14 protein-coding genes are annotated in these 16,144 nt (G+C 36.0%); 13 read left to right on the top strand and 1 reads right to left on the bottom strand.

The genetic code is table 11. The features are described 5' to 3' along the window. The first annotated feature begins 26 nt into the window (after positions 1–26). The 8 genes from HQN83_RS13720 (at position 27) to HQN83_RS13685 (ending at position 9,156) form a co-directional block, all read left to right on the top strand. Positions 27–908, top strand: a complete 882-nt coding sequence (locus HQN83_RS13720; protein WP_173090926.1) for an NAD kinase — start codon at positions 27–29, stop codon at positions 906–908. 1 nt (position 909) lies between these two features. After that, on the top strand, positions 910–1,710 hold the full coding sequence (porG, locus tag HQN83_RS13715) for a type IX secretion system protein PorG (RefSeq protein WP_173090925.1): 801 nt from the start codon (positions 910–912) through the stop codon (positions 1,708–1,710). Between the two features lie 18 nt (positions 1,711–1,728). Next, positions 1,729–2,469: an isoprenyl transferase gene (locus HQN83_RS13710; RefSeq protein ID WP_173090924.1), complete on the top strand. Its 741-nt coding sequence runs from the start codon at positions 1,729–1,731 to the stop codon at positions 2,467–2,469. A gap of 63 nt (positions 2,470–2,532) precedes the next feature. Further along, positions 2,533–5,073, top strand: coding sequence for an outer membrane protein assembly factor BamA (bamA, locus tag HQN83_RS13705; RefSeq protein ID WP_246254508.1), 2,541 nt, complete (start codon positions 2,533–2,535; stop codon positions 5,071–5,073). 19 nt (positions 5,074–5,092) lie between these two features. After that, the gene (locus HQN83_RS13700; protein ID WP_173090923.1) at positions 5,093–5,623 is read left to right on the top strand and encodes an OmpH family outer membrane protein; all 531 of its coding nucleotides are present in this window, start codon (positions 5,093–5,095) and stop codon (positions 5,621–5,623) included. 46 nt (positions 5,624–5,669) lie between these two features. Continuing rightward, positions 5,670–6,233: an OmpH family outer membrane protein gene (locus HQN83_RS13695; protein ID WP_173090922.1), complete on the top strand. Its 564-nt coding sequence runs from the start codon at positions 5,670–5,672 to the stop codon at positions 6,231–6,233. Between the two features lie 106 nt (positions 6,234–6,339). After that, positions 6,340–7,173 (top strand): glutamate racemase, encoded by an 834-nt coding sequence (murI, locus tag HQN83_RS13690; protein ID WP_173090921.1) that lies wholly within the window; start codon positions 6,340–6,342, stop codon positions 7,171–7,173. A gap of 81 nt (positions 7,174–7,254) precedes the next feature. Beyond that, positions 7,255–9,156 carry an amidophosphoribosyltransferase gene (locus HQN83_RS13685; RefSeq protein ID WP_173090920.1) on the top strand — a complete coding sequence of 634 codons (1,902 nt, stop codon included), beginning with the start codon at positions 7,255–7,257 and terminating at the stop codon, positions 9,154–9,156. Positions 9,157–9,333: 177 nt separating this feature from the next. On the opposite strand, the gene HQN83_RS13680 is transcribed toward HQN83_RS13685, so the two are convergent. Then, positions 9,334–9,960 (bottom strand): LysE family translocator, encoded by a 627-nt coding sequence (locus HQN83_RS13680; RefSeq protein ID WP_173090919.1) that lies wholly within the window; start codon positions 9,958–9,960, stop codon positions 9,334–9,336. Positions 9,961–10,128: 168 nt separating this feature from the next. Here HQN83_RS13680 and HQN83_RS13675 point away from each other — a divergent pair, with 168 nt between their 5' ends. The 5 genes from HQN83_RS13675 to HQN83_RS13655 all read left to right on the top strand — a co-directional run bounded on the left by HQN83_RS13675 (position 10,129) and on the right by HQN83_RS13655 (position 16,000). After that, complete coding sequence (locus tag HQN83_RS13675; protein ID WP_173090918.1) at positions 10,129–11,562, top strand: MFS transporter; 1,434 nt, start codon at positions 10,129–10,131, stop codon at positions 11,560–11,562. 101 nt (positions 11,563–11,663) lie between these two features. Beyond that, entirely contained in the window at positions 11,664–12,113 is a 450-nt protein-coding gene (locus HQN83_RS13670; RefSeq protein ID WP_246254506.1) for a deoxycytidylate deaminase, read from the top strand. A gap of 8 nt (positions 12,114–12,121) precedes the next feature. Next, positions 12,122–13,651: a glutamine-hydrolyzing GMP synthase gene (gene guaA, locus HQN83_RS13665; RefSeq protein WP_173090917.1), complete on the top strand. Its 1,530-nt coding sequence runs from the start codon at positions 12,122–12,124 to the stop codon at positions 13,649–13,651. Next, positions 13,608–14,840 (top strand): ABC transporter substrate-binding protein, encoded by a 1,233-nt coding sequence (locus tag HQN83_RS13660; RefSeq protein ID WP_173090916.1) that lies wholly within the window; start codon positions 13,608–13,610, stop codon positions 14,838–14,840. The genes guaA and HQN83_RS13660 overlap by 44 nt, the downstream gene beginning before the upstream one ends. Continuing rightward, positions 14,837–16,000 (top strand): RsmB/NOP family class I SAM-dependent RNA methyltransferase, encoded by a 1,164-nt coding sequence (locus tag HQN83_RS13655; RefSeq protein ID WP_173090915.1) that lies wholly within the window; start codon positions 14,837–14,839, stop codon positions 15,998–16,000. The genes HQN83_RS13660 and HQN83_RS13655 overlap by 4 nt, the downstream gene beginning before the upstream one ends. Positions 16,001–16,144: the final 144 nt, after the last annotated feature.

Below are 16,144 nucleotides of genomic sequence, written 5' to 3'. Positions count from 1 at the left end.
CAGAACAGCCAAAAGAAAATACATTAATGAAGATTGCAATTTACGGTAGAGAGTTCAATAATAGTGTATTGCCGTATGTGCAGGAAGTATTTAATGTCCTCGATAGTTATAAAAACCCAATTCTTGTTTATAATAAATACCTTGATTATATAAAGGATAAAATAAAATTACCTGCTAATATTCAGGTTTTTACATGTCACGATGATCTTTTAGGAGAAACGGATGTGTTGCTGAGTTTAGGAGGAGACGGAACTTTATTAGATACATTGTCGTTAATCCGTGATTCAGGAATTCCTGTAATAGGGATTAACTTTGGCCGTTTAGGTTTTTTGGCAAGTATTAATAAGGATGAGATAAAGAAGGCCTTTGAAGCATTGCACAATAGAGAGTTCACGCTTGATAAAAGGACTTTATTGAGTGTCGCTTCTAAACAAGGCTTATTTGGTGACGAAAACTTCGCTCTGAATGATATAACTATTCATAGAAGAGACAACTCAGCGATGATGATTATCCATGCCTACATGAACAATGAATTTGTTAACTCTTATTGGGCGGATGGTTTAATTATAGCTACTCCAACAGGCTCTACGGCTTATTCCTTAAGCTGCGGTGGGCCAATTATTTATCCTAGTTCTCAGAACTTTGTAATTACTCCTATTGCACCTCATAACTTAAATGTACGGCCTGTAATTATTCCTGACGATGTGTCGTTAACCTTTGAAATTGAGGCCAGAAGTTCTAAATTTTTGGTTTCCTGTGATTCAAGAACAGAGACGGTAGATAGGTCTGTTAAAATAATACTGAATAAAGCGAGCTTTCACGTAAATTTAATCAGGCTTAATAATGAAACCTACTTAACTACATTAAGAAATAAATTGCTTTGGGGCATTGATACGCGGAATTATTAGAATGTATAAAAAACAACTTGTTTATTTTATTGCTATGTTCCTTTGCGGAATTAGTGCAAAGGCCCAGGTTTTTGAAGTGGGTGCTGTTGTCGGAGGCTCAGGCTATTTGGGTGATTTGAATCAAAACAAGCCACTAAAGATAAGCGGTGTTTCTGCTGGTGCATTTGTGAAAGCGAATATAAATCCATATTGGGCTTTTGGACTTCACTATACTTATGGAAAGATAAAAGGGGATGATACGAAATCAGATAATCAGGATTTTCGGGATAGGGGGCTTAATTTTAGTACAGCTCTAAATGAAGTAAGCCTGCAAGTTGATTTTAATTTTTTTGAATACTTTGCAGGAGGCGGAACCAAGATATTTTCTCCTTACATTTTTACAGGAGTAGGAGGTGTATTGTATAATCCCAGAGCTACTTATCCTGAATATAATGGCATTAAGTATGATAATGTTAAGTTGAGGCCATATAAAACAGAAAAGGAAGATGGTAAGGATGCAGTTCCTTATAAGAATTATAGTTTAACTATTCCATATGGGGTAGGGGTAAAGGTGAGATTAAAAGAAAATTGGGGGTTATTTAGCCAGATTGGTTACCGTACCGCTTATACTGATTATTTGGACGATGTTAGTGGGAAATATCCCTCTACTCCCATTAATCAATACCTTTCAAATCCCACAGGGGCAACTGGTTATGGCCCTGTAGGTAGTCAGAGAGGTGATTTTAGAAAAAGAGATACATATATGTTTGTAGGTATAGGCATATCTTATACCTTTGTGTCCCAAAAATGTTATACATTTTAGGCATATTGCAGGAAATTAATGGGATTTAAAGAACAAATCGACGTAACACGTTTGCCAGAGCACATTGCCATCATCATGGATGGAAATGGCCGATGGGCTAAAAATCAGGGTAAATTCAGACACTTTGGACATGAAAGTGGTGTTCTGTCTGTGAAAGACATTGTTGAAGGTTGCGCTGATATAGGTATCAAATATTTAACTGTTTATGCTTTCTCTACAGAAAACTGGAATAGGCCTATAGAAGAGGTTAATGCTTTGATGGAGTTGTTGATATCGACAATTAATCAGGAAACAGCTACTCTCAACAAGAATAATATCCGTTTAAATGCTATAGGTGATATTGCTTCGCTACCCCAAAAATGTATTGAGGATTTGCATAGTGCTATGGAAAAAACGGCAAATAATACTCGCTGTACTTTAACATTGGCTTTAAGCTATAGTGCAAAATGGGAAATTATAGATGCAGCTAAGAAGCTGGCACAGAAGGTTAAAGATCAAAAGATAAATATAGAAGACATTAATGAAGAAAATTTTGCAGCTGAGTTAACCACCGTAAATATCCCAGATCCTGAACTCATGATCAGGACGAGCGGTGAACATAGGGTTAGTAATTTTCTGTTATGGCAAATGGCTTACACGGAGCTTTACTTTACAGAAACCTTATGGCCTGACTTTAGGCGAGAAGACCTTTTTGAGGCTATTGTAGACTATCAAAAACGCGAACGCCGCTTTGGTAAAATTAGTGAACAATTGAACTAATTTTACTTTTAACACTTTTTAACATGTGTTTAAATTAACTTAGCATCGATTTTTAGATTGTAAATGAAAAGAATATATCAACTCATATTATTGTTATTGATTGGTTTACCATCAATGGCACAAATTACCCGACCGTCCAATACTGCACCACCAAGCTTTAAAGTTAAAGGCTTGGATTTGGATTATTTTAACCCAAAAGAGTACATTATTGGAGGTACAACGCTTACCGGAACTCATTTCATTGATAAGGATGTAATCATCACTCTATCTAAATTGATAAAAGGAGAGCGTATTATATTGCCCGGTGAAGCAACGGCCAATGCAATAAAAACCTTATGGGCTCAGGGCTTGTTTGATGATGTGCAGTTAGATATCGCTAAAATTGTAGAGGATACTGTTTATTTTGATATTGAAGTTGTTGAGCGACCGCGTTTAAGTTCATTTGAGATTAGTGGTGTAAGTAAGTCGCAAAAGACTGACATCATGGAGAAATTAAATGAAAAGAGCGGGAAATCTATTATCAATGACAATTTATACAATTCAACAACTGCAACAATTAAGAAATTCCTTTTAGGAAAGGGTTACTTCTTTACTACTGTTGAATATAAAACCAAACCTGATCCTAGTCTGGAAAATGGGATGATTTTAGAAGTACATGTTGATAAGGGCCGAAAGGTAAAGGTTCATGAGATCAACTTTACAGGAAATAAAGAGTTTTCATCAGCTAAGCTTCGCAAGTTTTTAAAGAAAACAAAGCAACAGGCATTCTATAAAGTATTTGGATCCGGTAAGTTCAATAAGGAAAAATATGATGAGGATAAAGTTACCCTGGTTGCTAAAATGCAAGACAGAGGTTACCGTGATGCCGTTATTTTGAAAGACAGTATTTATCAATATAATGATAAGTCGATAGGTATAGATATTGATGTTTATGAAGGGCCTAAATATTATTTTGGTGATATAACATGGGCTGGTAATGCTAAGTATACGACTAAAATGCTGGAGATGGCTCTTGGTATTGAAAAGGGAGAAGTATTTAGTGAGGAAAAGCTTGAAAAGAAATTAAGAGGTAGTGCAAATGGAGATGATGTTTCCAGCATTTACCTTAATGATGGTTATTTGACTTTTAACGTAGATCCTGTACAGACGAGAATCCATGGTGATACAGTTGACGTTGAAATGCGCATTTATGAAGGACCTCAGTACACCAATAACCGTATTACACTTAAAGGAAATACCATCACAAATGATAGGGTAGTATTAAGAGAAATTCGTACTAAGCCAGGAGAGAAATTTTCTAAAGAACTGTTAATACGTACTGTTCGTGAGATTGGACAATTGGGTAATTTTGATGAATCAAAAACAGTTCCTACTCCTAAGCCAAATCCTGCCGATGGTACTGTTGATATTGAGTATGCGGTTGAAGAAAAACCTTCAGATCAGATCGAATTATCAGGTGGTTTTGGTGGTGGTAACATTATTGGAACGTTAGGATTAACTTTTAATAACTTCTCATTAAAGAATATATTTAATCTTGATGCCTATAAACCTTTACCAAAAGGTGATGGTCAGAAGTTAAGTCTTCGTGGACAAACCAATGGTAAATATTATCAATCTTATAGCTTCTCTTTCTCTGAGCCTTGGCTTGGTGGTAAGAAACCAATAAGTTTTGGTGTTAGTGCATTTACCTCATTACAGTCAAATGGTTTGAAACCTGGGAATTCTAACTTCCAGAAGATTCGTTTAAATGGTGTTACGGTTAGTTTAGGCAGAAGGTTGAATTTCCCTGATAACTATTTCCAGTTAACTCATGCGATCAATGTTCAACAGTATATCCTAAATAACTATCCTGGATATTTATTTAACACTGGTACTTCTTATAACCTTAACTTAACTCAGGAGTTGAGTAGAGATTCAAGAAACCACCAGATTTTCCCAACTGAAGGATCGTACTTTAAGTTTACTATTCAGGCAACGCCACCATACTCTCTTATAAATGGTCTTAATTATGCAACAGCATCTGATAAGCAGCGTTACAAATTTACTGAGTACCACAAATGGAAGTTTGAATCTCAGTGGTTCCAAAGATTAGCAGGAAAATTTGTAGTGATGGCACAAGCTCAGTTTGGTTTCCTTGGAACATATAACTCAGCAGTTGGTCAATCAGCATTTGAGCGTTTTAAATTAGGGGGTGATGGTATGCAAGGATTCGATTTCTTACAAGGTTCAGAAGTAATTAAAATGCGTGGTTATGCAAATAATGCAGTTATACCGCAAGGATCTGATGCTAATATTGCACAAAACTCAGGAAGTCCTATCTTTACCAAGTATGTAATGGAATTAAGATACCCTGTGATTGCAAGTCAGCAAGCAACAGCATTTATAGTGGCATTTGCTGAGGGTGGTAATACATGGAATAAGTTCGCTGATTTTAATCCTTTTAACGTTAGAAGGACTGCAGGTATTGGTGCTAGAATATTTTTACCGATATTTGGAATGTTGGGTATTGATTACGGGCATGCTTTTGATAAGATTCCTAATATTGCTGATGGAGGAAAACAAAACTTTACTTTCAGTATTGCTCAACAATTGGGAGGATTTTAATTAATTAATGCTTTTAAAAATGAAAAAATACTTTTTAATATGCTTTTTGCTTTTAGTAGGGTTTGGGGCATCTGCGCAAAAGTTTGCTTATGTAGATACTGAGTATATCCTTAAACATTTACCTGAGTATAAATCAGCTCTTGATCAAATGAATGTATTGTCGCAACAATGGCAAGAGAAAGTTGATGCGAACTTTACAGAAATTGATAAGATGTATAAAGCTTATCAGGCCGATCAGGTATTGTTAACTGAAGATATGCGCAAGAGAAGAGAGAACGAGATCATAGAAAAAGAGAAAGCAGCTAAAGATTTTCAGCGTAAGATATTTGGCCCTGAAGGGGATCTTTTCCAGACCCGTTCAAAATTACTAAGCCCTATTCAGGAGAAGGTAACAAAGGCCATTGCTGAAGTAGCGAAAGTTAAAATTCTCGATTTTATTTTTGATAAGAGTAGCGAGGCAACAATGATGATCTATGCAAGTAGTACTTATGATGTAAGTAATGACGTTATAGTAAGACTGGGTTTTAAGCCTGGAACAATGTTAAAATAGAACACACAAACAGATAAATTAAAAACAATTATTAAGAAAAATAAAGATGAGAAAGTTAATGAACGCATTTTTTGTAACAGCTGGGTTATTGTTCACTGTCAACATCGCAAATGCACAACAAAAATTGGCACACTTAAATTCAGCAGCAATTATTGAAGCAATGCCGGAAGTTAAAACTGCCAGAACTACTTTAGAAGCGTTTCAAAAAACGAAAACAGCTGATATTGAAAAAATGATTACTGAATATCAGACTAAGTATCAAGCAGCTCAGGCCAAAGAAAAAACGATGAGCGAAGCAAACAAAGAAGTTGTTGGTAAAGAACTACAAACAGCAGGTGCTGAATTGCAGGATTTAGAGAAACGTATCACTGACGCAAAAGGAAAAGCTCAACAAGAATTAGAAAATAAAAATGCAGAACTTTTTAACCCTATTCAGGTTAAAGCTGATGCAGCTATTAAAGCTGTTTCAAAAGAAAAAGGTTTTGCTTATGTATTTGATACTGCAAACCAATCTTTAGTTTATTGGGATGGTGGTGAAGATATCACTCCACTTGTTAAAACTAAATTAGGTATTACTGCTACTGCAACAGCTCCAGCGCCTAAGAAATAATCAAAATCACACCTCTGTCACAACATTCGAAAGAAGACAGTTTGTAGAGGAAAAAATATTTAAATTGCGGGATTGAGTGATAAAACTCAATCCCGTTTTTTTTACAATGAATATTAAGCATTCCATAGGTGTTTTCGATTCAGGTTATGGTGGTTTAACTGTGTTTAAATCAATAGCTGAAAAGTTGCCACAATACAACTATATCTATTTTGGTGATAATGCGCGTTCGCCTTATGGAGATCATTCATTTGATACCGTATATCAGTACACTTTAGAGTGCGTGGAATGGTTATTTGCTCAGGGGTGCCAGTTGGTTATCCTAGCCTGCAATACTGCCTCTGCAAAAGCCCTACGTTCCATACAACAGAAAGTGCTTCCTGTTAAGTATCCCAATAATAGAGTTCTTGGGGTGATCAGACCAACCGCCGAAGTAGTTGGAGGATTTACTTCATCAAAAACTATTGGTGTTATGGGAACCCGTGGAACCGTCAATTCTGAATCCTATCTTATAGAAATCAATAAGTTTTTTCCTGAAGTAAAGGTGTTACAGCAAAGTTGTCCGATGTGGGTGCCTTTGGTAGAGAACAATGAGCATCTGGATCCGGGAGCGGATTATTTTGTAGAAAAATACATTAATGAATTACTTGATAAGGATAATAACATTGATTGTATCCTCTTAGCCTGCACGCATTATCCATTACTTATTCCTAAAATAAAGGAAATGTTACCCGAAAATGTAAGCCTATTGGGGCAAGGGGATATCGTTGCGAATAGTTTAGTTCAATATTTAAAAAATCATCCTGAAATTGCCTCAAAGGTTGGTGTAGAGGGTAAGAAGTCATTTTTTACCTCAGGAGATGCGGAAGTGTTTAATACACACGCCTCGATATTTTTTGGAGCAGATGTTGTTTCTGAACGTATCAGCTTGAATATCCGATAATTATAATCTGACCTAAAGATTGTATTTCTTTCTAGGTTCTAATTATTATTAACGGTAAATTTGCCGCTCAAATAACAACTAATGAGTGACTCGATAAAACATGAATGCGGAATAGCCTTTATTCGCCTTTTAAAACCTCTCTCATACTACCAGGAAAAATACGGGACTGCACTTTACGGACTTAACAAGCTTTATCTGTTAATGGAAAAGCAGCATAACCGTGGGCAGGATGGAGCAGGGATCGCAACAATTAAACTAGATGTAAAACCAGGTCATCGCTACATTAGCAGATACCGTTCAATGGCACAAAATGCTGTTGCGGATATCTTTGGTTACGTTCAGAATAAATTTGTTGATATTCAAAACGAAACTCCTGAATTGATGCAGGATGCGGAGTGGTTAAAATCTAATGTGAGTTTTATTGGTGAAGTTTTACTAGGCCATTTACGTTATGGAACACATGGCAAAAACAGTATAGAAAACTGCCATCCATTTTTACGTCAGAACAACTGGATGACCCGTAATCTTGTTATTGCCGGTAACTTTAACATGACTAATGTTGATGAGTTATTGGAGCAACTTTATGAGCTTGGTCAGCATCCAAAAGAGCAGGCAGATACTGTTACTGTTTTAGAGAAAATAGGTCACTTCCTTGATGATGAAAATCAAGAGCTTTTTGATGAATACAAAAAAGAAGGGCTTGACAATGTTCAGATCACTCATAAAATCTCAGAGAATTTAGATATTGCTAAAATCTTAAAACGTTCTGCAAAAAACTGGGATGGCGGTTACGCGATTTCCGGTATTGTTGGAAATGGAGATGCATTTATTCTTCGCGATCCTTCAGGCATACGTCCGGCTTTTTATTATCAGGATGATGAAATTGTTGTAGCTGCTTCTGAGCGCCCGGCAATTCAAACTGCATTTAATATTCCATTTAAAGATGTTAAAGAAATTGAGCCAGGCCATGCACTTATTGTTAAGAAGAATGGAACTGTAACTCAAGAGATCTTTAGAGAGCCGGAAGAAAAAAGAGCTTGCTCTTTTGAACGCATCTATTTCTCAAGAGGCAGTGATGCAGAAATCTATAGAGAAAGAAAGCATTTAGGTGCATTGCTTTGTAAGCAGATACTTAATGCCGTAAAATCTGATTTAAAAAATACCGTATTCTCTTTTATACCTAACACAGCTGAAGTTTCATTTTATGGAATGGTAGAAGGGCTGCATAGTTATATAAGAACTGTACAGAAAGACACCTTATTACATCGTAAAGATACCTTGAACGATGAGCAATTGGATGAGTTATTATCTATGACTCCAAGAGTTGAGAAATTAGCGATTAAGGATGTTAAGTTAAGAACATTTATTACTCAGGATGCAGATAGAGGAGATATGGTTGCCCATGTTTACGATACAACTTACGGAGTAATCAAAAATCATACTGATACTTTAGTGGCAGTTGATGATTCAATTGTTAGAGGTACAACTCTTAAACAGAGTATCATCAAAATCATCGACAGATTACATCCTAAAAAGATTATTATCGTTTCATCAGCACCTCAGATACGTTATCCTGATTGCTATGGTATAGATATGTCTAAGATGGGACAGTTTGTAGCTTTTGAAGCAGCAATTCAGCTGTTAAAAGCTCGTGGTATGGAGAATGTGATAGAAGAGGTATATCAGAAGTGTAAAGCCTCATTGTTGCTTCCTAAAGAGCAGATTGTAAATCATGTGAAAGATATTTATAGACCATTTACACAAGAAGAAATCTCGGCACAAATTACCAAAATTATTACTCCAGAAAATATCAATGCAGAAGTAGAGGTAATTTATCAGACTCTAGATAATTTGCATGTAGCTTGTCCAAATCATTCTGGCGATTGGTATTTCTCAGGTAATTATCCAACTCCAGGAGGAAATAGGGTTGTTAACAAAGCCTTTGTAAACTGGAAAGAAGGAAACAATCAAAGAGCTTACTAGTAGATACAAAAAGAGCGTGTATCATAAGTTGTCCGTCATTCTGAATTTATTTCAGAATCTCAGAACAACTATTCAAAAACATGCTCAAGAGAGATTCTGAAATAAATTCAGAATGACGAAAATGGAAAAAGAGGGTAATCATGATTTATGATATACCCTCTTTTTTATTAGCCCTATTTACATGTGATATTTTATAATCACCTGAATAAATAGTCTGATTGCAAAGATTAAAATTACAGCTCCTGCTATTTTATTTAAGTTTTGGATGCTTTTCTCTTTAATGCGGTACCTTAATTTGGCAGCATAATAAGTTTTAACACAATCAACAGATAGTTGCGTAGTCATTGCAATTACAAAAAATACAACCTTTTCGGCCATGTCGTAATGCAGTTGTACTGAAATAATACCTCCAACCATAATCCAAAACATCAGAGTAGAGGGAGATAAAAGGCACATTAAAAACCCTTTTAAGATGTAGCCCCTTTTTTTAATTTTTACGGTTTCCGAAATATCATAGCTTACTTTCACTTTATTGAAAAGGTAGTATAAGCCAATTCCGAAAAGAAATAACCCGCCAATGATGCCAATATATTGATTGTATTCAGAATTATAATCTACAAATTGGGAACTGAAAATAGTGAGCGAGATAAAGATTATATCACTGAAAATTACTCCAATAGCTAAAGAGAACCCAGCTTTGAAGCCCTTTTCTATGCTGGTTTTTATCATTGAAAAAAATACGGGACCCGTTAAAAACGAAAATAAAATCCCCGCACCAATCCCTTGTAATATTGCTTCAAACATTCAGTTTAACATATATAATGCGCTAATATGCGATTTTAAACATAAAGTGGTCTTATTTTTTTACTAGTTTTCATGCATCTAGGTAAGTCCCTCTAATGTGTAAACATTACACTTTAGCTTATAGTTTTTTTTATTTATGTTTAGCGTTCTAAAAAACCAAGTTTAAAAATGAGTTCAGAAAATTCTCAAACCAAGTGGGGACAGTTCATTCCCTTAGTTACCGTATTCTTTTTTTGGGGCTTTGTTGCTGCCAGTAATGATATATTAATACCGGTATTTAAAAAAGCATTCGACTTAACTCAAAGCCAGAGCCAGTGGGTATCACTTGCATTTTATATTGCTTATACAGTTGGAGCATTAATTTATAATGGAATTTCAGTTTTAATTAAGCAGGATCTTGTAAATAAACTAGGCTACAAAAATTCATTAGCATTAGGTTTAGTTATTTCTGCTGTTGGAACATTGTTGTTTTATCCTGCAGCAAATATGGGCTCGTTTCCATTAATGTTATCTGGATTATTCATCGTAGCATTAGGCTTTTCATTGCAGCAAACAGTTGCAAATCCACTAGCTATTGCATTAGGTCCAATTAAAACAGGTTCGCAACGTTTAACTTTAGCCGGTGGTATTAATAACTTTGGTACTACTATTGGGCCACTGATTGTTAGTTTTGCCATTTTTGGTTCATTATCAACTGCAAGTGAAGATGTAAGTATCGAAAGTGTTAAAGTGCCTTACTTAATTTTAGGAGTTGCATTTATTGCGGTTGCTATATTTTTAAAGTTATCTTCTTTGCCAGACAGACCTACTTTAGTTGAATCAACAGATGAAGATTCAAGCCATAAAGGTTCTGCTTTAAAATACCCTCAGTTGGTATTGGGTATGATCGCCATTTTTGTATATGTTGGTGTTGAGGTATCTACAGCAAGTAATTTACCTGCTTACATGGAGAAAGATCTTGGATTCTCAATTAAAGATATTGCACCATATGTATCTTTATATTGGGCAAGTATGATGATTGGTAGATGGACAGGCGCTGTTGAGGCCTTTACAGATAATGTAAACACGCAAAAAATATTAAGATTTATAGCACCTTATTTAGCTTTTGGAATCTTCTTAGGTGTTAATGCAATATTTCACCATGATTTAGCTCCTTTTTATGTTTACGGATTAATTATTTTGGTATTAATCGCTGCTGATATGGCGAGTAAAGGAAACCCTGCTAGAATGTTGTTGATATTTTCAGTAATAGGTATCATCGCAATCATGATAGGTATGTTTACAAAAGGTATGGTGAGTGTTTATGCACTTACAAGTGTAGGTTTATTCTGCAGTACATTATGGCCTTGTATCTTTACTTTGGCAGTTAGTGGTTTAGGTAAAAATACAAGTCAGGGAAGTAGTTTCTTAATCATGATGATCATGGGTGGCGGTATTATTAGCTGGTTACAAGGATATGTTTCTGAGTTTACAGGTATCCAATTCAGTTATATAGTAGGAGTACTTTGCTTCGCATACCTTGCATTTTATGCATGGAAAGTAAGTGGTATCCTTAGAAAGCAAGGAATTGATTTCGATAAAAAAATAGCAGGAGGTCACTAGAATAATCTCCTCCACATAAAAACTTCCCTCTTTGTATAAAGGAGGGAAGTTTTTTTTTACCCTATATTTGCCAGCCTGTTTTTTGACTTAAAACGTATCAGATGAAGAAAGGATTTAAAGATATATTTATGAATTTGGCTACCGACCTGGCGGCCCGCTCACATTGTGTGCGTGCTCATGTTGGTGCTGTACTAACAAAAGATACCCGAATTATTTCTATAGGTTATAATGGCCCGCCTGCCGGTACCCATAACTGTGATGAAGAATGGCCGGAAACAGGATGTGATAGAGATTCTCGTGGTAGCTGTTCATTGGCATTACATGCTGAAGAGAATGCGATTTTGTATGCCATAAAAAATGGGTCAAAAATATCAGGCTCAACTTTGTATACCACCTTGTCTCCATGCATCGCTTGTGCGAGGTTAATTTTATCGTCTGGCATTAAATTAGTTTACTATAAAGATTCCTATGCGGAGTACAAGGGGCTGCCTAGCGATGAAGGTGTTGATTTTCTGCGAAGATTTGGTGTGGAGGTAATTAAATATTCTTAACTTTGGCCATGCTAGAAAAAATCATAATTCTCGATTTTGGTTCTCAATACACACAATTAATTGCCCGTAGGGTACGCGAGTTAAATGTTTATTGCGAAATTCATCCCTTCAATAATATTCCTGAAATCTCAACTGACGTTAAAGGCATCATATTTTCAGGTAGTCCATACTCAGTTCGTCAGGAAGATGCACCTCAGATAGACCTTGCAAAGTTCCATAAAAACTATCCTGTTTTAGCAGTTTGTTATGGTGCTCAGTATATTGCTCAACATTCGGGTGGAGAGGTTAAAGCTTCTTCAACACGCGAATATGGTAGAGCTAATTTAAACTTCGTAGCAGAAAATAATAAGTTATTTAAAAACATAAGTACAGGATCACAAGTATGGATGTCACATGGTGATACCATTACTGCAATGCCTGCAAATGCTGAATTAATAGCAAGTACTGATAGTGTAAAAGTTGCTGCTTACCAGGTTAAGGATTCAGAAACTTATGCAATCCAGTTTCACCCGGAAGTAACGCATAGTACTGATGGTAAACAATTGTTAGAAAACTTCCTTGTAGACATCTGTGGATGTAAACAAGAGTGGACTCCAAATGCATTTGTTGAAACTACCATTGCTGAGCTTCAAGCTAAACTAGGTGATGATAAAGTTGTTCTTGCCCTTTCAGGCGGTGTTGATTCAAGCGTTGCTGCTATCTTATTACATAAAGCAATTGGTAAAAACCTACACTGTATTTTTGTAGACAATGGTTTATTGCGTAAAGGTGAGTACGAAGCAGTTTTAGAACAATACAAACACCTTGGTTTAAACATAAAAGGGGTTGATGCTAAAGAACGTTTCTTAAGCCAGCTTGCAAAAGTTAAAGATCCTGAATTAAAACGTAAAGCAATCGGTCGTGTTTTCATCGAAGTATTTGATGATGAGGCACACGAAGTTCAGGATGTGAAATGGTTAGCACAAGGAACAATTTATCCGGATGTTATTGAGTCGGTGTCTGTTAAAGGCCCATCAGCAACAATCAAATCTCACCACAATGTTGGTGGATTACCTGATTTCATGAAATTAAAGGTTGTAGAGCCTCTTAATACATTATTTAAGGATGAGGTAAGAAGAGTGGGTAGATCATTAGGTCTTGAGGACTTTATTATCGGTCGTCACCCTTTCCCTGGTCCAGGATTGGCTATCAGAATTCTTGGTGAAGTAACTGCTGAAAAGGTAGCTATTTTACAAGAAGCAGATGCTATCTATATTGACAACTTAAAAGAAGCTGGCCTTTACGACAAAGTTTGGCAGGCAGGAGCGATCTTCCTTCCGGTTCAATCTGTTGGTGTAATGGGTGATGAGCGTACTTACGAAAACGTAATTTGCCTTCGCGCAGTTGAATCAGTTGACGGTATGACCGCTGATTGGTGTCACTTACCATATAACGTACTCGCAAAAATTTCTAACGAAATAATTAACAAGGTAAAAGGAATTAACCGCGTTGTATATGATATCAGCTCAAAACCACCCGCTACAATTGAGTGGGAGTAAATATTGGCTAATCGCTTTTGTTGGACTTTTTTTAGCAGCATGTTCACCTAAAATTCAAAAGAACAATACTAAAGCACCCGATGTTCCTAAAAAGGTAGAAGAGAAAAAAGAAAAGCCTGCGGTTAAATTTACGCAGGCTAACATTTCTCTACTTATCCCATTTAAATTAAATGAGATACGACTTAAAACTGCTACCAAAGCAGAGGTTGAGAAATCGGCTATGGCTATAGATTTCTATCAGGGCTTTAAGCTTGGGGTAGATTCTGCAGCAGCACAAGGTCTTAACTTTAAACTGAATGTTTACGACACTCGTGATAACAATTCTCAAATAGAGGGCTTGATTAAAAACGATGCATTAAATGCTAGTAATTTAATTGTTGGGCCTGTTTACCCTGATGGTTTAAAGTATATTAAAGACTATTCAATAGCCAAGGGCGTTCCTGTTGTTAATCCTCTTGCGGCCTCACACCCTGAAGAATTTAATAACCCAAACCTTATTTCAATTGTAAATAATATAGACCTTCATGCTGAGAAGTTAGGTTATTATATTACCAAGCATTACAATCCTGAAAACTCGGTTTTAGTACTTATTAATCCAAAGGACCCTGGCAGCTTAGTATTATCGGCACCTTTAAAAGCCTACTTAGAAAGTAACAGGAAAAAGTTCACATTTCAGGAATATGCTTCAGTCTTTACTATGGAGCTTAATCTGATTAAGAACAAAAAATACATCATTATTGTAGCTTCTCAAGATAGAAAGTTTGTGATTCCAACATTAGATAAGTTGGTGAAACTGAAAAATTCAGGGCTTGATATTGACCTGTATGGCCATCCGGACTGGATAAAACAGAACTACAATACTGATAAGCTTCAGTTGCTAAATGCCGCTGTAACATCATCTTATAAGGTAGATTATAAGAGTAGTGCTGTGATTTCGTTTATTAAGAAATACAGATCGGCATTTAATTTTGAACCAGGCGAATATTCTTTTAAAGGATTCGATATAGGCTTTTATTTTGGTAACCTTATTTCCAAGTATGGGAAAGATTATCTAAAACACATCACAGAAGAGAAATATAAGGGACTTCACAATAATTTTTCATTTTATCATGATGAAAAATTAGGGTATATTAATGCAAGTTTAATGTTGTTACGTTACCAGAATTTTTCTTTAAATCTTATTGAATGAGGTTAGAACACCAAATCAGAGCATTTGAACAAGTCTTTAAAAACTATGATGGCACCCAGCCATTACATCGTTTTTTGTTTACCTATTTTAAACAGCATAAACAAATGGGCTCGTCTGATAGGCGTTGGGCTACCAGATATATTTATAGCTTTTTCAGGTTAGGTAAGGCGCTAATAAATGAAGATACTACACTTCGTTTGGCAATTGCCGACTTCCTTTGCAATCACACCTTAAGTTTGGTTGTTGAAGAGAAATTGCCAAACTTAAAGGAGCACATAAACCTATCTGTTCAAGAGAAGATAGCTTTGGTAACGAGTGAATTTCCTGCCTTTAAACTCTCTGAGGTGTTTGTTTTTAATGAAAACCTGAGTAAGGAAGTCGAAAAGCAAGATTTTTATGAGTCTTTTTTTATACAACCCGACTTATTTATAAGAGTTAAATCAAGCTATATAAATCAGCTGGTTAAAACTTTAAAAGACGCGGAAGTAGCTGTTGAAGAAATTAGTAAGACTACATTGGCTTTGCCAAATGGTACTAAACTGGAGCAGATTGTGCCCGCTCAACAATATTATCAGATACAGGATTTATCCTCGCAAAAAACAGGGAATTTCTTTAAGCCTCAAACCTGGGATTACTGGTGGGACTGCTGTGCGGCCTCAGGAGGCAAATCTCTGCTTCTACACGATCTTGAGCCTAGTGTGCAGTTGTTGGTTAGCGATGTAAGAGAAAATAGCTTAAATAACCTTGAAGAGCGTTTCAGAGAAGCTGGATTAAAAAAGTATCAGAAAAAAGTATTAGACCTGCTTCAGAATAACGACCAGGATCTTCACCATTACGAATTTGATGGGATAATTCTGGATGCGCCATGTTCAGGTTCAGGTACCTGGGGACGTACGCCTGAAATGCTTTACTATTTTGATAGCCATAAAATCAGTTATTTTTCCAAACTGCAAACTGCAATTGCAGCCAATGTTGTTAAGTATCTAAAATCCGGAAAGCCTTTAGTGTACATCACCTGTTCAGTATTTAAACAGGAAAATGAAGAAGTGGTTGCGTGGATTGAAGAAAACTTACCATTAGAACTCGAAACAATGGAAGTGATTAAAGGCTATAAAGATAAAGCCGATACCATGTTCATTGCCCGATTCATTAAGAAATAACTCAATGGTTTTGCCCTTGGGTACCAAACCATTGCTTAATCTTCCCCTTCATGTGGCCTATGGTTTCAAATAATATGGCCAGCACACCAATAATCAACGTGAATTGTTCGAAGCTGTTCATAGCCTTTTTTTATTTTAGACCAT

This window comes from Pedobacter foliorum, from assembly GCF_013266735.1.
Lineage (GTDB): Bacteria > Bacteroidota > Bacteroidia > Sphingobacteriales > Sphingobacteriaceae > Pedobacter > Pedobacter foliorum.
The sequence above is the reverse complement of the archived record's forward strand: the minus strand, read 5'-3'. Positions and strand labels throughout refer to the sequence as shown.